At 35.9% G+C, this 21,852-nt stretch carries 12 protein-coding genes; all 12 read left to right on the forward strand.

The features are described 5' to 3' along the window. The first annotated feature begins 423 nt into the window (after positions 1 to 423). The 12 genes from CN601_RS15935 (at position 424) to nagA (ending at position 21,593) form a co-directional block, all read left to right on the forward strand. Positions 424 to 8,673 (forward strand): S8 family serine peptidase, encoded by an 8,250-nt coding sequence (locus tag CN601_RS15935; RefSeq protein ID WP_098171605.1) that lies wholly within the window; start codon positions 424 to 426, stop codon positions 8,671 to 8,673. A 569-nt stretch (positions 8,674 to 9,242) separates the two neighbouring features. After that, positions 9,243 to 10,742 (forward strand): malate:quinone oxidoreductase, encoded by a 1,500-nt coding sequence (locus tag CN601_RS15940; protein WP_098171606.1) that lies wholly within the window; start codon positions 9,243 to 9,245, stop codon positions 10,740 to 10,742. A gap of 377 nt (positions 10,743 to 11,119) precedes the next feature. Further along, positions 11,120 to 12,370 (forward strand): ABC transporter substrate-binding protein, encoded by a 1,251-nt coding sequence (locus CN601_RS15945; protein ID WP_098119060.1) that lies wholly within the window; start codon positions 11,120 to 11,122, stop codon positions 12,368 to 12,370. Positions 12,371 to 12,478: 108 nt separating this feature from the next. Continuing rightward, positions 12,479 to 13,399 (forward strand): carbohydrate ABC transporter permease, encoded by a 921-nt coding sequence (locus tag CN601_RS15950; protein ID WP_179865580.1) that lies wholly within the window; start codon positions 12,479 to 12,481, stop codon positions 13,397 to 13,399. Positions 13,400 to 13,488: 89 nt separating this feature from the next. Continuing rightward, positions 13,489 to 14,247: a carbohydrate ABC transporter permease gene (locus CN601_RS15955; protein ID WP_179865581.1), complete on the forward strand. Its 759-nt coding sequence runs from the start codon at positions 13,489 to 13,491 to the stop codon at positions 14,245 to 14,247. 27 nt (positions 14,248 to 14,274) lie between these two features. Then, complete coding sequence (locus CN601_RS15960; RefSeq protein ID WP_098171608.1) at positions 14,275 to 15,540, forward strand: Gfo/Idh/MocA family protein; 1,266 nt, start codon at positions 14,275 to 14,277, stop codon at positions 15,538 to 15,540. A 100-nt stretch (positions 15,541 to 15,640) separates the two neighbouring features. Further along, on the forward strand, positions 15,641 to 16,360 hold the full coding sequence (locus CN601_RS15965; protein WP_098171609.1) for a GntR family transcriptional regulator: 720 nt from the start codon (positions 15,641 to 15,643) through the stop codon (positions 16,358 to 16,360). 68 nt (positions 16,361 to 16,428) lie between these two features. Continuing rightward, positions 16,429 to 17,640 carry an SIS domain-containing protein gene (locus CN601_RS15970; RefSeq protein ID WP_098171610.1) on the forward strand — a complete coding sequence of 404 codons (1,212 nt, stop codon included), beginning with the start codon at positions 16,429 to 16,431 and terminating at the stop codon, positions 17,638 to 17,640. After that, on the forward strand, positions 17,637 to 18,488 hold the full coding sequence (gene gatY, locus CN601_RS15975) for a tagatose-bisphosphate aldolase subunit GatY (protein ID WP_098171611.1): 852 nt from the start codon (positions 17,637 to 17,639) through the stop codon (positions 18,486 to 18,488). Before CN601_RS15970 ends, gatY begins: the two co-directional genes overlap by 4 nt. A 4-nt stretch (positions 18,489 to 18,492) precedes the next feature. Continuing rightward, entirely contained in the window at positions 18,493 to 19,440 is a 948-nt protein-coding gene (gene pfkB, locus CN601_RS15980) for a 1-phosphofructokinase (protein WP_098171612.1), read from the forward strand. Continuing rightward, entirely contained in the window at positions 19,428 to 20,360 is a 933-nt protein-coding gene (locus CN601_RS15985; protein WP_098171613.1) for an ROK family protein, read from the forward strand. The genes pfkB and CN601_RS15985 overlap by 13 nt, the downstream gene beginning before the upstream one ends. Positions 20,361 to 20,438: 78 nt before the next feature. Next, positions 20,439 to 21,593 (forward strand): N-acetylglucosamine-6-phosphate deacetylase, encoded by a 1,155-nt coding sequence (gene nagA, locus CN601_RS15990; RefSeq protein WP_098171614.1) that lies wholly within the window; start codon positions 20,439 to 20,441, stop codon positions 21,591 to 21,593. Positions 21,594 to 21,852: the final 259 nt, after the last annotated feature.

The following is a 21,852-nucleotide window of genomic DNA, read 5'->3' on the forward strand; positions in this document are numbered from 1 at the left end:
TCATAAAAATTGAGAGGTCTTTTCTTTTTTTGAGAGTAGATCATGACGTGAAATACGAAAGAAAGGGCAAAAGGAAATTAATAATTACTAATTTAATCCAAATAATGTAAGTCTAAAAAATTTGTAGAATAACATCTGACGAATTCCCCCAACCCCATTACATGTATATAAGCAATTAAAACAATGAAAAAATGGGTACTACTCAAATTTTTTAACAAAATATGACAAATTTTTCTTTTTGTTTTACACCAAATTACCCCAATTTACTGTCTATAAATCGCCCAATTATAATGAAGAATGGCAGATAATTTGTCGTAATATTTTTAAAAATATTAAGATTCAGTTATTAAAGGGGGAGAAGTGGTTAGGGGGAGTAGAGTTTAACTCTATAAATTATAAAAAAAGGAAGGAAATGATAAAGGAATGAACCATCATAAAATGAAAAAGATGATCATGTCAACGTTTCTTGCAACTTCTACGTTGCTAGGCTACACAGTACCGACGTTTGCCATGACAGGTGGATCGGCTGAAAAAACAATTCAGACTGCGTTAGAAGGCACGGGTAGCAAGGCTGAATTAACTCAAGGTCAAGATCTGCAAAATTTATATTTAGAAAAACTTCAGTTTGATCCAAAACTATTAACTTCATCTAAACAATTAGATTTGATTGTCCAATTTAATGTAAATCCAGCTCCGGTTCAAATGGTGAATCAACAAAAAAGTGCGTCTTCTGGAAAATCGATTAATCAACAAAGCGCAGATGTAACATTAGAAAGTGCTCAAGCAGCCGTTGACTTGACTCATAGTAGTTTTAAAAGTTTCGTAAACAATGAGTCTAAAAAAATAAAAGCTACTGGTGATACTAGTACCTTTAAGTTGGGTAAAGAGTTTTCACAAGTATTTAACGGTGTAGCCGTAAAAATTCCAGTAAGCTCACTTAATGATTTATTGGCACTCCCATATGTAAAGAGTGTTTATCAAAATATTAAATATGCACCGATTCCTGCTTCCGAGCCAGTTGAGGCTTCAGCAAGTGTGACTGGTGACGGAAAGACTTCAGATAAAAAAACAAATTCAAATGTATTACCATCAATAAGTTCAGATCGTACAAATGCAAAATCAACTGGCAATGCTGCTTCTGAAAATAAATCTGTATCAGGAAATTCAGTTGAACAACAGTCAGGTACAGTTCCACCTCCAGGTCCAGAGGGCCCACAATCAGGTGAAACGCCAGTTCTTGATTGGTTAAAAATTCATGATTTACAAAATGAAAATATTACAGGTAAAGGTGTTAAAGTCGGCGTTATTGACACTGGTATTGACTATAACCACCCTGATCTTGCTGGCGTGTACCAAGGTGGTTACGACTTTGTAGATAATGACAATGACCCAATGGAAACAGTTTATTCTGACTGGTTAAAAGCGAAGCAAGCAAATGATGCACTTCCACCTAATCAACAAGACCCAGACTTTCCAACAGATTACCATAGCTATATTACTTCTCACGGTACTCATGTTGCGGGTACGATTGCGGGTCAATCAAGAAGTAGCTCTCCATACGCAGTTAGGGGTGTTGCACCAGAAGTACAATTATATGCTTACCGAGTTTTAGGTCCTCACGGCGGAAGCGATGAAGCTGTTATCGCTGGAATCGAACAATCGTATAAAGATGGGTGTAAAGTAATTAACTTATCACTTGGTTCAGATTATAACGATTCATTGACTTCAAATGCAGTTGCGATAAACAATGTTACCGACCTAGGTGTAACAGCTGTTATTGCTGCTGGTAATAGTGGTCCGTCTGTAGGAACATTAGGAACTCCAGCTGCTTCAGCAAAGGCAATTACAGTAGGAGCAATTACTTATCCAAAACAAGTTCCTACCTTTGACATACATTCTTATGGAGCATCAGGACAAGATTCATATTCAATCGTGAATTCACGTATAATCGGAAGAGATTTCACGGAAACGAATACGAAGCTTAGTGGTACAACGAAATATGACCTAGTAGATGCTGGGTATGGTACTCCTGCTTGGTACAATGATTTAAGAAATAAAAACATCAGTGTTGCAGATAAAGTTGTATTAGTTAAACGTGGTGGCGCAGCCATGAACGAACTTATGTCGTATGCAGCTGCAGAGCATGTTAAAGCTATGATTGTATATACACCAAATGATAATCCAGATCTTCTTGTCGATGACCAAGGTTATTATCCATTTTATTTTGGTACTGTGGGTGGTGTAGTTTACACATTACAATTAAACTCAACTGAAGGTACGAAATTCTATAATGCATTTAAGAGCGGTACGATTAAAACAATCTCTGTTTCAAACGCTGGAAACTTCGCAATGGGTGGTAATACACTTGCGGGCTTTAGCTCGACAGGTCCTGTAACAGGTTCAGTAGCGATTAAACCTGACATTGTTGCGCCTGGCGTAGATGTTTTCTCAACAGCTCCTTATGATATTTGGGAACCAAATAGTAAGGATTATACAAATAATTACCAAACTTTATCAGGTACATCAATGGCAACTCCTCACGTTGCTGGTATGGCGGCATTAATTTTGTCAGCTCATCCGAACTATAAGCCTGAGGATGTTAAAACAGCTCTGATGGCAACTGCAGATCCTATCAGTACACAACAAAGTGTATTCCAAATCGGTTCTGGTAAATCAGATCCATATCAAGCTGTTCACACGGATATGCAATTTAAAGTTAAAGATTATGTTCAGTCCCGTACATCAACTGATACATCATCTAGTTCTAATATCGTTAGTATTTCAAATACAACGGGTTCATTTTCGTTTGGCTACACGTCCCGTTCAGTAGACGGATCTGTTACGAAAACAGGTGACTTGTATATAACTAATAATGGTTCTGCTGCGAAGACTTTTAATTCATCTAGTGCTTTCTTTAAAGATACGTATGTCAGTGAAGGACAAGATGGTGCAAAAGAAGGCGCGAAAATTAGCATAAGTAACGCAACATCACCTGATACAGAAATAAATTCAATCACTGTTCCTGCAGGTGGAACGGTTCATCTTACAGTGAAATTCACAGCCCCTGCTTCAGCAGCAAGTGGATACTATGAGGCGTATATTAACTTTGGAAATTCAGCAAGCCCTTCTGAAACTTATCGTTTACCTCTTGCTATTAATATTCAAAGTAGAGGTGTAGATTTCAGAGTTGAAAGAAAGGCATTTACACTTAACGGGGACAAAGAATTTAATCCGAATACGTTTGCTGTTACCCCACAATCTTGGGGAGAAATAAAAGTAAAAAGTCCAATTGACCCTTCTTTTGGCCTTAAGCTTTACGTAATGGATATAACTGGAACTAAATATGTAGGGTTTATTGGTACTTTAAATCCAAATCTTTTAACTCTAGGAAATACAGTTTTTGCACCATTTTTACTTAATGGAGCTTACTACCCTTATAGTGCTCCTATTTCTAAAGATGATCCGAACCTTACTACTAAGCTTACTCAAATATTATCAACTCAAAAAGTAGTAGAAGAAGGTGGATACATCATTCAAGCTCGTGCAATGGACGCTACAAGTGGACAGCTATATGAGAAAAATAGCACAGTTTATGTAGATAACCACGCTCCTACATTAGATATGGATAAAGGGAGTGAACCAGGAATTTATGAAATAGATGCTGATGGTCCTTCGACTGACGGTGCTTTAAAATGGTTCTCAGGAAAAGCTTACGATTCAAACGTTGATTATATGAAAAACGTTGGACATGATACACAGGTTCCTGCACCACCGAATTATGATACAGATACAAAAGTAAGCCAAGCTTTAGGGAAAATTGATGGAATGCTAGGGGACTCAAACTCTGCACCATACGTCAATTATTTTACTCCCTTGAAGGATGATGGAACATTTAAATTTGGTGTATCTAAAGAAGATCTTGTGAATACTTCTGATGACCCTTATAAAGAAAACTACGGTGTACAGTTCAGAATTTACCCTGAAGATTATTCATTTGCAGGTAATCTTGAAACTCAAGGTAAATATTATTACTTTGTTAAAAAAGGTAACGAGTATGTAGTTAATCGATTTGCGCGTCTTGATTCACCAGGATCAACAACATTAAATGGGGTTGACCCAGCGTTCCTTACTGATAAGACATTGGTCGCTAAAGGTGATAACTTTAAATCAACATTATCTGTTAAATATCCTAAAAACCTTGTTGGAGCAAAGTTCTATGTCGATGAGCTTCCATTTGCAGCTGTTCAGGATATTGACTTTAGTGATGAATACAAAGCATTCTTAACATCAAAAGGAATTACGACTGATAAAAACTGGATTCATAAAGATACTGATATAAATGATGACTATATTTTCAGTTTCAATCTACCAGAAAGTGTTCAAGCTCAAGGAGTATTAAACTCTTCAGATACGATGAGAAATGGTATTGCTCAAGAAATGCCAATTTTTACAATTAAGTACAAAGTAACAAATGACGCTGGATTAGATACAATGTGGCTGCAAGGATCTGCTTTAATTCCGGAAATCACGACATACAGTGGTGGTAAAATTGGATCAGACCGAGTACCAACTTTCCTAGATAAACACCTATTCGTTAAAGGTGGGGCATATGTTAGTGGAAGTATTAGACCAGAAGGCTTTCAAAATTATGCTACAGCGGCTGTATTTGGTAGATCAACCCCTATAACGACAGATGGATCTGGCGTAGAGATTAAATTTGAGGATCCTAACAATGGTGGAGTTACTTCTAAAATACAGAATATTCAAGATGCAACAACTAGTCCTTCAAGTGCAAATCCAGGTATAAATCAGGTTGGTTTATTCGGAACTGATTTACCTATACAGGCTGGCACGAAACCTTACAACTTTACAATGAAAATGCCAGGTCATTTAACGTATTATGGAACATTAGCTATAAACGCAGCAGGTCAGTATGGATATGCAGCAGGAGGAAATTATTCTGTCCCTAATGCTATTATGCTAGCTGGTGACGTAAATGGCGATGATGTGATTGATATGAAGGACATTGAAGCAGAAAGCAATGCTTACAACGCTTATGTTGCCACACCATCAACTTATACAAGGTCAGCGGACATTAATTTTGACGGTTCAATTGATTATTCGGATTTTGAATATATCGTTAAAAACATGGGCAAATACAACACAACTGCTCCAAACGCAACAGACTTAGCAGGGAAAATAGCAACAACTACTAGCAAAGATATTACTTTAACAGGATTTAGTAAGATACCAAGTGGTTCTGATTTAACAGCATTTAACACAGTTGTAAAACCAGTACCATATATCAAAACAAACGATAGTACAGCTTTTGTTTATTACGGTAAAGTAAATCCGTTCCAATTATTCTCTGTTAGTTATAAAACTCCAGACCTTACAACTGGGGCTACTACAATTACACAAATAGATGATACAGCTTGGAGAGCAGCAATAGACGGCAATGGTGGAAAAATCTTAATTGATGGCGTTGACCGTAAAACAGCAACGAATACTTACAACGGGATTTCCACGAATTCAATTTTTGAAAATGTTGTCTCAAACAAAGGACAATATGAATTTGATCCATCGCTATTCGCAAAAACAGGAGTTCACACAATTGTGTTTAAGGCTCCGGGGTATATGGATCGAGTAATGAAATTCAAGATGCAAGATGGCACAGGTAATAGCTTTTCATTAACTGCACCGAATAATGTTAACACAATTGGAAAAGCTTTAACATTTAGTCGTGCAGATGGTACAGGATCAACAGCTGCACATTATCGTGATAGTTGGCAGCCTAACATTACTTCAATCACTATAACTGCTCCAAATGGTAATGTTGCTAAAACCTATAAGGGAGCTGAACTTGCTGGACTATTTAATCAGGTGACACCAGCAAATGCGACAACATTTAACTTTACAATTCCGACAGGCGTTTTCTCATCACCATCAATTGCGAATCCAAGTGGAGGATTCAGTGATTGGAAGATTGAGATTGCGGCAGACAATTACGCATCTTATTTATTTACACAAAGAATTAATGCGTTCGCAGCTCCAACATTAACAGCTGATCCAAATCGATACTTTAATGATAGTAATTTAAACCCGATTTCGATTGGAGTTGGCGCTACAAACGATACACAAGCGTGGAGAGACGCAATTTCAGCTATTCAAATTGGTAGCACTACGATTAATAGAGCAGACTTTGAAGCTAGTCATATTACAGTGGGTGCACCTGGAACGCCAATAAAGATTGATAAATCACTAATTACGGCACCAGGAAGTATTACTATAAGTGTTATAGCTGCAAATTATACTACAATGTCAGTTGCTCAGCCTTTTTATAAACAAGGTGTAACACTTACAAGTCCTACAGGTACAATTTATGCAGGTAAAGACTTAGTAATGAAATTTAATCCAGGGACAGTTGCATCCGATTGGATCGCTGCAGTGAAGTCCGGTGGTACGATCAAATTTGGTAGTTCATCAACACCGTCGATTAAAACAAGTGTTGTCATCGATGAGACTGCGGGAACATTGACGATTCCGTATGATTTAGTAAGAACAAACGGTGGATCTGCAGTTTCAAGGAGTTTAATTATTTCAGCTCCAGGTTACGCAGACAATAATTCAAATGTAACTGTTACGCCTCAAACTGCACCTGCACTTACGCTTTCGGCACCTGCAGGAACACCACAGTTTGGTGATAGCATTTCTTATTCAATAACTGGTGATGATAATCCATTATGGAGAAGTTCAATTTTACTTGCACCAACATCTGATCAATCAATTGATAATGGTGACGTTACTGTTCAAATGTCATCAGTTACATCAGTAAAACCTTATGTAACATCTACTGTAAAAAATGGTACTGGGACAGTAACAATTGACGGATATGCTACTCAGTCGAATACAGCTGCAGGTAATAAGAACGTTAAATTCGTATCGCCTTACTTTGCACCAATTGCAATCGCACAACCATTTGTTCAAAGAACGGTTCCAACGCCTAATTTGACACCAAGTGGAGTTGGCAAGTCAGTCATTATGACTGTACCTAACAACGCTGAAAACATGAGATGGGCAAATGCTACAAAAGCAGCAACAGGTGATATTTCTGTAGGCGGAGTTTCAGTTAAAGCGGATTCGACGATTTCTTCAGATGAGAAGAATATTACGATTACACTTCCAGGTAGTGCATTCCCGGCAACTGGAAATAAAGAAATTAAGTTTACAGCATTCTGCTACCCAGATACGACGGTAACACAAGTAGTTAAGAACAATCCACCAGCGTTTGTTTCAAAAATTGCTTATATACAAGAAGATACACCGATTACAATTAGTCATGGTCAAGATTCAGATTGGCTTGCGGCATCACCAGTTGTTTCATTAAATGGAAAAGTGGTTGATTCTAGTAAGTACACACTTACAGCTAATGAATTGACATTTGCTGACAGATCTTTATTTAAGGATCTAGGTGATTATAAGTTTACAATTTCAGCAAATGGGTATGTAGATGCTTCATTTACAATTATCATTAGTGATGATTTATCACACTTGATTTCGGCAACAACAGATAGCAATGGAACAATCGATCCAAACGGCTTCGTTGCGGTAAAACATGGTAAGGATCAAACGTTTAAAATCACACCGAATACCGGGTTTGAGATTGGAAGCGTTAAAGTAGATGGACAAGAAGTAAAATTAACAAATAACGAGTTCACATTTACGAATGTAACGAAGAATCATTCAATTAATGTAACGTTCAAGCAAATCGTTCATATCATCACAGCAACAGCTGGAAGCCATGGAACAATTAGTCCAAATGGCAGAATTACAGCGAATTATGGAACAGATCAAGCGTTTTATATTACGCCTAACGAAGGCTATGAAGTTGCAACATTTAAAGTAGATGGTGAAGATGCTAAATTAATCAACAATACGTACACATTTATGAAAGTAACTACAGAACATTCAATTAGCGTAACATTTAAACAAATTGTACACACGATCAAAGCATCAACAGGAAGCAATGGCACAATCAGTCCTAATGGAAATGTCTCTGTGAATTATGGAGCGGCTCAAACATTTACAGTTACACAGAAAAAAGGCTATCAAGTAGCTACGTTTACTGTAGATGGTATGAGTGCAAAATTATCAAACAATACGTACACATTTATGAATGTAACAAAGGATCATACGCTCAGTGTAACGTTCAAGCAAATCCTACACTCAATTACAGCATCTGCAGGAAGCAATGGATCAATCAGTCCGAATGGTAGACTTGCAGTTGGTGAAGGAACAGCTAAAACATTCAAAATCACGCCGAAAACAGGTTATGAGGTAGCTACATTTAAAGTTGACGGAGTGAATACAAAACTAACAAACAACACATACACTTTTAATAACGTGACGAAAGATCATACAATTAGTGTAACGTTCAAGAAGAAAGTCCATACTATTAAAGTCACTTCAGGTGAGCACGGAACGATTAGCCCAATCGGAAAAGTTTCAATAACTGATGGATCAAGCAAAACGTTCAAAATTACACCGAAGAAAGGTTATGTAATTTCTTCATTAAAAGTAGACGGTGTTAAAGTAAAAGTAACGAATAACACGTATACGATTAAAAATGTAACAAAAGACCATTCAATCTACGTAACATTTAAGAAAAAATAAGAGTATAATTTGAAAAAAATTTTCAAGAGAAGAACAAAACGGCTCTTTTGAGTCGAATAAGGCTGTCGGGACCTTCTCGGCAGTCTATTTTTTTATACAGTTTAATTCATAATCGGCACGAAATTAAACTGAATTTAAGGTTCATTAAATGATTCTGAAATAATAAGCAACACATTTATGGGATAATTGAAACCGTATGCAAGTCATATGATGGATATGCGATACTATTTATATACTCGAGGAAATAAACAGTAGGACTTTAGAATTTATTTTTGTAAGATAAGACCTTAATAATAGATATTTAACTTTTGTACATTCTTTAAATAGTTTATAATTATCAGATAAAGATAAAAAAATTTTTTTTAGCAAATAGTAATAGAAATATACTATTAATGCGATATAATTAAATAGTGATATACTATAATTAAAATTCCAATTAAATGTGTTATACTATTACTAAAATATGATTCAGACAGAATAGGTATGTTCCTAGGTGGTGCCTTGCTTTTTGTGACACCTAAGCAGGAAAACCTACTTTTTTGCAAATAAAGGGGAAAAGGAAGGTTATTATGAGCAACAGACAAACTAGAACAGACATTATCTTAATTGGTGCCGGAGTCATGAGCGCGACTTTGGGATCATTACTAAAAGAATTAGCACCGGAATGGGAAATCAAAGTATTTGAGAAATTAGACAAAGCAGGCGAAGAAAGCTCTAATGAATGGAATAATGCGGGTACGGGACATGCTGCATTATGTGAACTTAACTATACATCTGAGAAAGCAGACGGATCTGTAGATATTAGTAAGGCAATAAATATAAATGAACAGTTTCAACTATCAAGACAGTTTTGGTCTTATCTTGTAAATAGCAATTTGATTCGTAATCCACAAGACTTCATCATGCCAATCCCTCATATGAGTTTAGTACAAGGTGAAGAAAATGTGGAATTTTTAAAGAAACGATTTGAAGCGCTTTCTAAAAATCCTTTATTTAAAGGGATGGAATACTCAGAAGACGCTGGAAAGCTAAAAGAATGGATCCCGCTAATCATGGAAGGACGCACATCTAATGAAGCAATAGCGGCAACAAAAATAGACTCTGGAACAGACGTTAACTTTGGAGCTTTAACACGTATGATGTTTGAGCACTTAGAAAGCAATAATGTTGAGATCAATTATAAACATAGTGTTGAGGACATTAAACGTACTAGCGATGGCTCTTGGGGTGTAAAAGTTCAAAATCTTAACACTGGTAAAACAGAATACCACACTGCAAAATTCGTTTTTATCGGAAGTGGAGGAGCAAGTCTACCTTTACTACAAAAAACTGGTATTCCTGAGTCAAAACATATCGGAGGATTCCCAGTTAGTGGACTTTTCTTAGTATGTAACAACCCAGAAATTGCTGAACAACACCATGCAAAAGTCTATGGTAAAGCCAAAGTTGGTGCTCCACCGATGTCTGTACCACATCTTGATACAAGATATATTGATAATAAAAAGTCATTATTATTTGGACCGTTTGCTGGGTTCTCACCAAAGTTCTTAAAGACTGGTTCAAATTTAGATTTAATTAGTTCTGTTAAACCGAATAATGTGATGACGATGCTAGCAGCTGGCGTTAAAGAAATGGCATTAACGAAGTATTTAATTCAACAAGTATTACTATCAAATGAAAAGCGCATCGAAGAATTACGTGAGTTTATTCCGAACGCTAAGAGCGAAGATTGGGATATCGTAGTTGCTGGTCAACGTGTACAAGTTATTAAAGACACAGCGGCTGGAAAAGGCACGCTCCAATTTGGTACTGAAGTTGTTAGTGCACAAGATGGAACAATTGCTGCATTGCTTGGAGCTTCACCTGGTGCTTCAACTGCTGTTCATGTAATGCTTGAAGTATTAGAAAAATGCTTCCCGCAGCATATGATGGAGTGGGTACCTAAAATTAAAGAAATGATTCCTTCATTCGGTATTTCACTAGCAGACAACCAAGAGCTTTTTGAAGAAATTCAGGCTTCAACATCAAAAACGCTTGGACTAATCCAAAAAGAATTAGTTTATAGCTAATTGTTAAAACAACTAGGAACCTCTGATCGACTTTGATTAGAGGTTCTTTTTTTGGTTATTTCAGAAGCCTATTAGTAGAAAAATGATGAAATATGTCGATTTAAATTTTCGGAAAATTTCTAAAAAGGGGTTCAGGATTTAAAAAAGAGGTGATATACTACATACAACTGGTAATGACATCATTACTAATAAGTTGTTTTGAAGGATAACAGGGGGTGTTAGAAATTTTATGTGAGGGGCAAACAAAATATTTGTAAGCCTTTACATAACAACTGGTAATAACATCATGACAACGTTTGTATTCCAAGGGACGTCTTTTGAAAGAAATTTTTAGTTTAAAAGGCTACTAAATTTTTAAGAGAGAGAAGGGGAACGGGATGAAAAAATGGCTTATTATGCTTTTAACTTTAGCTTTAGGACTACTAGGTTTAGCTGGATGTGGCAGTGATAGTACATCTGGAGATGCGAAGGATGGAAAAGTTGAAATTACTTATGGATTTTGGGATAAAAAACAAGTACCTGCAATTAATGAAATTATAAAATTATTTCAAGAGAAAAATCCTGATATTAAAGTAAAAACTGAACTTACACCATATGCACAATACTTTCAAAAGCTAGAAACAGCAGCAACTGGCGGAGCATTACCTGATGTTTTATGGATGAATGGGCCGCATGTGGTTCAATATGCGGAAGGTAAAGTAATTGTTCCACTTAGCGACTTAGCTTCAAAAGATAACTACAGCTTGGATAATTATCCTAAGTCACTAATCAATCTTTACACTGTTGATGGTAGCCTATATGGGATCCCAAAAGATTTTGATACAACGGGATTATGGTATAACAAAAAGATTTTTGATGAAGCAGGCGTTCCATATCCAGACGATACTTGGGACTGGAATAAATTAAAAGAGGTTGCCAAGAAGCTTACGAATAAAGATAAAGGAATTTATGGATTTGCTGCCTTAATGGGTAACCAAGGTGGATACTATGATTTCATTTGGCAAAATGGTGGACATATTATTTCTGATGACGGCAAGTCTGTCGGATTTAATCAACCTGAGGCAATTGAAGCACTTAAATATAATATTAGTTTCATTAAAGATGGTTTATCTCCAACTCAAGCTCAAATGACAGAAACAGCACCATCGGAGTTATTCTCTTCTGGAAAGATTGCAATGATGTTTGATGGTCCATGGATGGTACCAGAATATAAGAAAAACCCTGATCTAAATGTAGCTGTTGTACCTAAAGGAAAACAGCGCGCAGTTTCTATACATGGTTTAGCTAACGTGATTGCAGCAAACACGAAGCATAAAGATGCTGCTTGGAAATTTGTTCAATTCTTAGGCTCTAAAGAAGCAGCAGAAGTATACGCAAAAACAGGCACAGTAATTCCTGCTTATAATGGTACGCAAGAAGCTTGGTTAAAGGCTGTACCGACAATGAATCTTCAAGCGTTTATTGATGGAGTGAACTATTCAGTTCCATTACCAAGTGTAAAAAACACAGGAGAAATCTGGCAGTATGAAACAGATATCTTGAAAAAGGCTTGGAGTAATGAAGAGAGTGTTGAAGATGCTGCGAAAGAGTTAACAAAAAAAGCAGACGAGGCTCTATCTAAGAACTAGAAAAAATGAAGAGAAGAAGCTCTAGTCATACGAAACTTACTTCTTCTCTTTATTTCCTTAAAAGGAGTGAATACAGTGAAGGAAATGCCTCTACAAGTTGAAGTTGAAATGAAATCAAAAAGTAAGTTAAGGGCACCTAACTTAACAAAGACAAAGAAACGTTCAGACTATTTTTGGGCTTATTTAATGATCGCTCCTACGATGATTGGTTTAGCAATTTTCTACTTATGGCCAATCATTCAAACGGTTTACTTTAGCTTTACTGAGTGGGGAGCATTTGGGCAATATGAGTGGACTGGATTAGCTAATTATAAACAAATGCTACATGATTCTAACCTGTTACAGTCCTTTAAGAATACGGGAATCTATATTCTATTTACAGTACCAATCGGTATTTTCTTATCGATTCTAATAGCCGTTCTCTTGAACCAAAAAATTAAAGGAAAATCTGTTTATCGCACATTGTATTTTTTACCTGTTATTACGATGCCAGCAGCAATCGCTATGGTTTGGAGATGGCTATATAATTCCGACTATGGACTTTTAAATTATCTCTTATCCATCTTTGGAATTAAAGGTCCGCACTGGGTCAGTGATCCAAAGATTGCATTATATTCTATAATTGTTGTAGCAATTTGGAGCGGACTTGGCTATAACATGGTTATTTTTCTTTCTGGACTCCAAGGAATTCCAAAAACATATTACGAAGCAGCGGAGATTGATGGTGCTGGGCCAATCAGGGTCTTCTTTAAAATAACACTACCGTTACTTTCCCCAGTTATATTCTTCGTAACAATCATGTCCTTTATTGGGGCATTCCAAGTGTTTGATTTAATTTTTATGATGATTGGAAAAAGCAGTACAGCTTTGGAAAGTACTCAATCGATTGTGTACTTATTTTACCAGCATGCATTCGTGTTAAATGATAAAGGCTATGCGGCGGCAATCGCAGTCTTATTATTAATTATTATTTTAATCATTACAGCGATTCAAATGGTTTTACAAAAGAAATGGGTTCATTATGATTGAAGGAGGAGTAACCATTGGAAAAAACGAGACAACTTGTTTCTAGTAAAACAATTCTAATCCATTTAATTCTAATTATCGGCTCATTGGCGATGGTCTTCCCTTTCATATGGATGATCCTTACTTCATTAAAAACTTATGCTGAGTCGATTCATGTTCCACCTGTTTTCATTCCAAAGAATTTTCAATGGGTGAATTATAAAGATGTATTTGATTTACTACCATTTTTTAAATTCATGTTTAACACACTAATTATCACTGTCATTCGTACTGGTGGGCAATTACTTTTATGTTCTTTAGCAGCTTACGCTTTTGCAAGAATTGAATTTCCAGGGAGAAATTTTCTTTTCTTAATCGCTTTATCGGTTTTAATGGTACCAGGACAGGTGTTTTTATTACCGCAATATATGATCATGGTTAAATTAGGATGGTTAAATACATTACAAGCAGTAATAGTTCCAGGGTTATTTAGCGCTTTTGGTACATTTTTACTACGTCAATTCTTTATGGGCTTACCTAAGGAATTGGAAGAAGCAGCTAGACTAGACGGTTGTAATCATTTTCAAATTTATTGGAGAATTATGCTTCCCTTAGCTAAGCCAGGTTTAGTTGCTTTAGGTATTTTTACAACATTATGGAGCTGGAATGAATTAATGTGGCCTATGATTGTTAATAGCTCTCCAGATACAATGACATTATCAGTCGGTTTATCTTCTTTACAAGGTCAATACTTAACGAATTATCCAGTTTTAATGGCAGGATCATTTTTAGCAATTTTACCAATGCTTATTTTATTTATGATTTTGCAAAAACAGTTTATTGAAGGAATTGCAGTTACAGGAAGTAAATAAAAACTTTAAGAGGGTTGGAGGAAACTAATTATGAAAGCAGCGTTAATAGGTGCAGGAAGTAGAGGATTTTATGCATATGGGTCATATGCCCTACAGTATCCACATGAAGTTCAATTTATTGCTGTAGCTGAACCTAATAAAGAAAAAAGAGAAAAATTTGCAGAGGCACATAATATACCTGAGAACATGAGATTTGAGGATTGGACTGAGCTATTAGAAAAAGAACAATTATGTGAAGCTCTTTTAATTTGTAGTCCAGACCGTGACCATTACAAGCCAGTCATGAAAGCAATTGAAAAAGGTTATAGTATTTTGTTAGAAAAACCAATGTCACCAAAACCAATTGAGACATTGGAAATAGCTGAAGCAGCAAAAAAACATAATACATTATTAACAGTTTGCCATGTTATGAGATATGCACCATTTTATCAAGCATTAAAGGAAGTAGTTGAGCAAAATGTGATTGGAGACATCGTTTCGATCCAATGGAATGAGAATGTTGGATACTTCCACCAAGCCCACAGTTTTGTACGTGGTAATTGGAGAAATTCAGCTGAATCTAGCTCGATGCTTTTACAAAAAAGCTGTCATGATATGGATATGCTTGCATGGTTAATTGGAACAGAGTGTAAGAGTGTTTCTTCATACGGAAGCTTAACTTACTTTAAAAAGGAAAATGCGCCAGAAGGTTCAACATACCGTTGTTTGGATGGTTGCAAGGTTGAAAAAGAATGCGCGTACTCTGCGGCAAAATGGTATTTACATGATCGAGATGTTTGGCCAGCAAACGTTATTTCGGCAAATTCTAGTCTTGATAGTAGATTAAAAGCCATCCAAGACGGCCCATACGGACGTTGTGTATATCATTGTGATAATGATGTTGTAGACCATCAAGTAGTTAATTTATTATTTGAAAATGATGTAACAGTTGCATTCACAATGACTGCTTTTACAAATGAAACCTTCCGTAACTTTAAAATTATGGGAACAAAAGGCGAAATTATTGGAAATGATACTAAAAATGAAATCGAAATTAACTATTTTTCAGGTAAAAAAGAATTAATCAGACCTTCGACAGTCGATGGTGGTCATATGGGGGCTGATACAAGTATCATGGCTGATTTCATACAATGCGTAAAGGACAAAGATCATGGAAGCTTAACTTCTGCCATCGTATCAGCTAAAAGCCATATGATCGCTTATGCTGCAGAGGAGTCAAGAGTTTCTGGAACAATGATTTCTTTAAAAGAATATATGCAAAATATAAAAATGACAAAAGAGGAAGTTTTGTAGAAAAATCTATTGCGACATATGTGGTAACTTTTTCAATATTATGTATAATATATGTATATTTAACTGGTTATGACAAAGATACCACCTAAAGGAGCTAATCATGGTTGAAAAAGATTCACGACTTCCTCTTTATTATCAATTAATGGATATTTTATTAGAAAAAATCGAATCAGGTGAGTTGGCAGAAAATGACCAGCTACCATCTGAACGAGAATTATGTGATACGTATCAAGTTAGCCGCACAACTGTAAGACAGACAATGCAGGAGCTTGAAAAACAAGGTTATATTTATAAACTTCATGGCAAGGGGACATTTGTTTCGCAAAGGACGTATAACCAAAGTCTTGTAAAATTTTATAGTTTTACAGAGGAAATGAAAAAAGCAGGGAAGACCCCTACTACAACTGTCGTTTCTTTTGAAAAAGTCAACTGTAGTAGTAAAGTTGCAAAGGTCATGAATATACCGGTCGAAGAAGAAGTATTTAAGATTGTTCGGCTAAGGCTTGCAGACGAGGAACCAATGTTATATGAAACCTCTTATGTACCAGTACAGGATTTTAAAAATCTTTCAAGTGAAGAATTGCAACATACGCCAATGTATGAAATCTTTCGAACTCAGTACAATGTGAACATTTCTAGTGCTTTAGAAAGCTTTATGGCAGTAAGTGCAAATAAAGTCGAATCCGATATGTTGAAGATGAGTGAGGGTGCACCATGCCTAAAGCTAAAGCGAATTACTTATGATCAAAACAAAGTAATTGAGTATACGATTTCGATTGCTAGAGGAGATAAATTCACTTACACGGTAGAGCTAAAATAGATACTTGAGTATCTATTTTTAACTCTACTGGTAATGATGACATTAACAGTATGGTAGGAGGAAAAAGGATGAAGCTTTTAAAAGCAAGTGAATATGAAAGAATGAATGTTGGTGCAAGTAACACAGCAAAAGAAATTGCCCAGCAACCTAGATTGTGGAATGAAACAAAAGAACTCATTTTATTTAATAGAGATAAAATTTTTTCATTTTTAAAGAGCATTGAAAATAAACACGATCAATTACGCATTATTTTAACCGGTGCCGGAACATCTGCATTTGTCGGTGACACCGTTCTTCCTTATTTAAAACAAATTGTTAACAGCAAAAAAACAATAGTTGAAAGTATTGCTACAACAAATATTGTTTCCAATCCCTATTCTTATTTAGATAAGAGCCTTCCAACAATTATGATTTCCTTTGCACGTTCGGGAAATAGCCCAGAAAGTTTAGCGGCTATTAACTTAGGTGAACAAGTTATTGACGATTTTTATGGCATTATTTTTACTTGTAATCAAGATGGACTGTTAGCCCAAAAGAAGAAAAATGATAAAAATCACTTAGTTATTTATATGCCGGAGGAAGCGAATGATCAAGCTTTCGCGATGACGAGCAGCTTTACGACTATGCTCCTTTCATCGATTCTTCTTTTCAATCTCGATCAGATTCATACATGGGAGAATACGCTTGATGAAATGATTCGCACAGGTCATTCAATTATTAGCGATAGTGAAGAAAGTATTAAACAACTAGCTAATTCATCCTTTCAAAAAGTTGTCTATTTAGGATCGGGAGTATTTGAAGGATTAGCGAGAGAAGCATCTTTAAAGTTATTAGAGTTAACTGGAGGGTCAATCCCGATTACCTTTGATACTTCATTAGGTTTTAGACATGGACCTAAGTCAATTTTGGATAAGGATACAGTCGTCATTATCTTTCTATCTAGCAACCCATATACAAGGCAATATGATGTAGACATTTTAGAAGAAATCTATAAGGAAACAAATCGTGGAAAAGTCATAGCAATTTCATCGTCATCGGATCATGTAGCCGAATCCTATAGTGACATTTTCTATAATGTAGGACTCCCAAAAATTAATGAAGATATTCTTCTTACCTTCCCATTTATTTTATATGCGCAAACTTTTGCTATGTACAAATCTATTAATCTCGGTTTTTCACCAGATAATCCATCTCCATTAGGAGTAGTAAACAGAGTTGTTAAAGGTGTAAAAATTCATGCCTATGCTAATGAACTAAAAAATGGAGGAGATTTTTCATGATAACTTCAAGAAGTACGATTCTCTCAGATGCCCAGTCTAAAGGTTATGCTGTACCGGCATTCAATATTCATAACATGGAAACGATGAAAACCGTTTTAGAAACAGCACAAGAGCTAAGGTCACCGGTTATGATTGCAGCGACTCCTAGTACGGTTAGTTATATGGGACAGGAATTTTTTATTAATATGATGGAGGCTGCAAAAAAAAGCTATGATATTCCAATTTGCTTTCATTTAGACCATCATGAAAAAGTGGAAGATATTAAAGTTTTAATAGAAAGTGGAGTTCCTTCAGTTATGATTGATGCATCGCATCATAATTTTGAGGAAAATATTCGAATCGTACGTGAGGTAGTAGATTATGCTTCATCATTTGGAGTCGCAGTGGAAGCAGAGCTTGGGCGTCTTAGCGGGATAGAAGATGACTTAGAAATAGATGAAAAGGACCAAATTTATACGAATCCAGCACAGGCTAAGGAGTTTGTTTTTAGAACAGGCATTGATTCATTAGCCGTTGCTATTGGTACTGCACATGGTCTATATAAAGGTGAGCCTAAATTAGATATTGAACGTCTAGGTGCAATACAAAGAGAAGTCGATATCCCTTTAGTTCTTCACGGAGCATCAGGCTTATCTGATGAATTAGTACAAACAACGATAAAAAATGGAATTTGCAAAGTTAATATTGCTACTGAATTAAAGATGGCTTTTGTGAAAGGATTGCGTCAATATTTAAATGAACAACCAGATGCCAATGATCCTAGATATTATTTTAAATATGCTGTGCAAGAAATGAAAATGGTAGTAGCTGATAAGATTAAAATGTGCGGTAGCATGAGTCGAGGATAGGAAAATGATTGCTACGATAACAATAAATCCAGCAATTGATATTCGTTATAATCTTCCTGCCTTTCAGTTGGATGAAGTAAACCGTGTTCAATCTGTAGATAAAACTGCTGGCGGAAAAGGACTAAATGTTTCACGCGTCTTGTGTCAGCTAGAGGCTACAGTTACTTGTACCGGATTTTTGGGTGGGAAAAGTGGCGAGTGGATCGCTGAACAACTTTCAATTTGGAGTTTAGAAAATCAATTTGTAAATATAAAAGGTGAGACAAGATTTTGTCTAGCAATTGAATCAAAAGAAGGGCATACAGAAATTCTTGAACAAGGTCCTGAAATATTGGAGAATGAAAGAGAAGAATTTTTGAAAAATTTCGATATTATTTTGGATTCGAATCAATATATAGTAGCTTCTGGTAGTTTACCAACTGGAATTGAATCTAACTTTTATAGGCAACTAATAGAAAAAACAAATCAAAAAGGCAAATACTTTCTATTAGATTCAAGTGGAGAGTCATTAGCAAACGGCATTAAAGGGAAACCATTTTTAATAAAGCCAAATAAAGAAGAGTTATGCAAGTTAATAGGGTTAAATGACGTTTCGCTAGAGGATATGATTAATTACAGTTTAGACATTTGCCGAAAGGGTACTAATTACGTTTTACTTTCTCTAGGAAAAGAAGGTGCCCTTTTAATAAGCGAAAACAAAATACTAAAAGCTATTATTCCCACTTTGACAAATGTTCATCAAGTTGGTTCGGGTGATAGCATGCTTGCTGGTTTTACATTTGCACATTCTAAAGGTTATCTAATTGAAGATGTTTTCAAGTGGTCATGTGCCTGCGGGATGTCAAATGCTGCATCAGAGCAGACCGGTTCGATTGAATTATCACAAGTTCAGGATTTCTTTAATCAAATAAAGGTGGAGGAATTAGTAGGGGGGAAGGAATGGAATATGTAGTTTGCTTTGATATTGGGGGTACATTCATCAAATATGGATTAATAAATCGTAATGGTCAATTAGCTTTCAAAGATAAAGTACCGACTCCTATAAGTAATATAAAAAGGCTGCTTCCTGATCTTTTAGCCGAGAAAATAAAAAGTCTCCAAAATGACTTTTCAATTGTAGGGATTGGAATCTCATCATGCGGACTCGTTAATCATGAAACTGGTGAAATTTTATTCTCTAATAATATACCTGGCTACACAGGAATGAAGCTAGCTGAAATACTTTCCGATTTATTTAATTTACCAGTTAGTGTCGAGAACGATGTAAAGAGTGCTTGCTTAGGAGAAATGTGGAAGGGTGCCATTCAAGGGAAACAGAATGTAGTGTTTTTAACATTAGGAACCGGAATTGGAAGTACGATTATTGTAGATGGGAAGATCGTGAGTGGTACACGTCATTTAGCTGGAGAATTAGGTCATACTGTAATCGTTAGCGGTGGCCGTTCTTGCGGGTGTGGTCGTAGAGGCTGTTTTGAACGATACGCCGCTACATCAGCCTTCGTAAATGACTTTATTGAGGAAAAAAAGAAAGAAGGCATAACTGTAGAGAATATCTCAGGAGAAGAAGTACTAGCTTTAGTTGAGGAAGGGGACTCGGTTGCATCAACCGTTTATCAAAAATTTATATGCCACATTAGTGTGGGTTTATCAAATATTGTCCACCTTCTAAACCCGGAAGCCATTATAATCGGTGGAGGAATTGTTGAGCAAGGTGACAAGTTTATACAAGACATTAACTCTGAGATAAAAAAAGAAATCATGCCGATTTATAATCAAGATACCATCGTATATGCTTCAATTCTTGGAAACGATGCTGGGTTGTATGGAGCGTGTTATACAACTTTAAAAAAATTAAACTACTTAAAGGTATAATAGATCGAGTTGACAGGCAACATTCCACATAGTGTTGCCTTTTGTTCTTACTTAACGTAATGACATGGGGGGAGCTAAGTGAAGGCAATCAAGGTTGGAAAAATTTATACACCTGAGAAAGTATTTGATAACGGATATATAGTAATTGAAAATGGAAAGATTAGTAAAGTTACCGAGAACAGACCTTCTTGTGAGATTTTAGATTTTTCAAGCTTCGAGGCTATTCCTGGCATGATTGATCTACATATTCACGGACTTGCAGGAAATGACACGATGGATTGTAGTGTCCATGCTTTGCAAGAAATGTCTTTGTCACTTGCACGCCATGGCGTTACAGGCTTTTTACCGACTACACTGACAGATGATTTTGAAAAAGTTAAAAAAGCAGTCGTGAATGTAAGTGAAGTAATAGGTCATACAGACGGTGCAGAAATAATTGGCTCTTATGTTGAGGGACCGTATATTACGAGCGAGCACCGCGGTGCGCATCCTGTAAAGTATATGCGTGAGCTAAATGTGGATGAGTTAACTGAACTAATTAAAATTTCAAAACGTACAATAAAAGTCATTACAATTGCTCCAGAAAAGGAATATGCCCAGGAAGCTATTAAATATTTAACGGAAAATGGTATTCATGTATCGATGGGGCATACAAATGCCGATTACGATACAACAAATAACGCTATCGAAAATGGAGCAATGATCTCAGTTCATACGTTTAATGGTATGAGGGGATTTAATCACCGTGATCCGGGATGTCTAGGTGCCGTTTTAACAAATGATGATTGCTATTGTGAATGTATAACTGATTTACAGCATGTCCATCCTGGAGCAATTAAACTTCTATACAAAACAAAAGGGAAAGATCGAATCATTTTAATAAGTGATTCAATGGCAGCTGCAGATTTACCAGATGGAGATTATACGCTGGGCTCATTAGAAGTTATAGTGGAAAATAAAATTGCCAGAACGGTAGAAACCGGTTCATTAGCAGGTAGTACAACTAATTTAATGGAATGTTTAAGAAATATTAAAAAGGTACTAGAGTTACCTTTAGAAGATCTTTTGCCAATGGTAAGTCTAAACCAAGCAAAACTACTTAAAATTGACACTGAGGTCGGAAGCATAGAGCCAGGAAAAAAAGCAAATATTGTTTTAATTGATCACAAATTCAACGTTAAAGCGACGATCGTAAACGGAAATTTTGTCTATGAAAATGATGAACAAGAATGAAAAGAAAAAGTGGATTTGAATAAAGTTTTGCAGAAGTAGCAAATTAAAGGATGTATTGAAGAAGTTAATATAAAAATTAATTGACCTTACTATAAGTGGACATAACGTCATTTTTAGAGGGTCTTTTTAGTGAATATGGGCAATGTAACTGATTAGTTGAGACGAAATAATGATGATTTTAAATGAGGAGTATTGCTTAAAGTAAAAAAACGTGGTAGATTAATACAGTATATATAATTAAATTTAAGGTGTAGGTCAT

Source organism: Bacillus sp. AFS017336, from assembly GCF_002555445.1.
Classification (GTDB): domain Bacteria; phylum Bacillota; class Bacilli; order Bacillales; family Bacillaceae_G; genus Gottfriedia.

Bases quoted from the DNA above. Each gene is read 5' to 3' on its own strand.
- CN601_RS15935 (WP_098171605.1), top strand. From the start codon at position 424: ATGAACCATCATAAAATGAAAAAGATGATCATGTCAACGTTTCTTGCA.
- CN601_RS15940 (WP_098171606.1), top strand. From the start codon at position 9,243: ATGAGCAACAGACAAACTAGAACAGACATTATCTTAATTGGTGCCGGA.
- CN601_RS15945 (WP_098119060.1), top strand. From the start codon at position 11,120: ATGAAAAAATGGCTTATTATGCTTTTAACTTTAGCTTTAGGACTACTA.
- CN601_RS15950 (WP_179865580.1), top strand. From the start codon at position 12,479: ATGAAATCAAAAAGTAAGTTAAGGGCACCTAACTTAACAAAGACAAAG.
- CN601_RS15955 (WP_179865581.1), top strand. From the start codon at position 13,489: ATGGTCTTCCCTTTCATATGGATGATCCTTACTTCATTAAAAACTTAT.
- CN601_RS15965 (WP_098171609.1), top strand. From the start codon at position 15,641: ATGGTTGAAAAAGATTCACGACTTCCTCTTTATTATCAATTAATGGAT.
- CN601_RS15970 (WP_098171610.1), top strand. From the start codon at position 16,429: ATGAAGCTTTTAAAAGCAAGTGAATATGAAAGAATGAATGTTGGTGCA.
- gatY (WP_098171611.1), top strand. From the start codon at position 17,637: ATGATAACTTCAAGAAGTACGATTCTCTCAGATGCCCAGTCTAAAGGT.
- pfkB (WP_098171612.1), top strand. From the start codon at position 18,493: ATGATTGCTACGATAACAATAAATCCAGCAATTGATATTCGTTATAAT.
- CN601_RS15985 (WP_098171613.1), top strand. From the start codon at position 19,428: ATGGAATATGTAGTTTGCTTTGATATTGGGGGTACATTCATCAAATAT.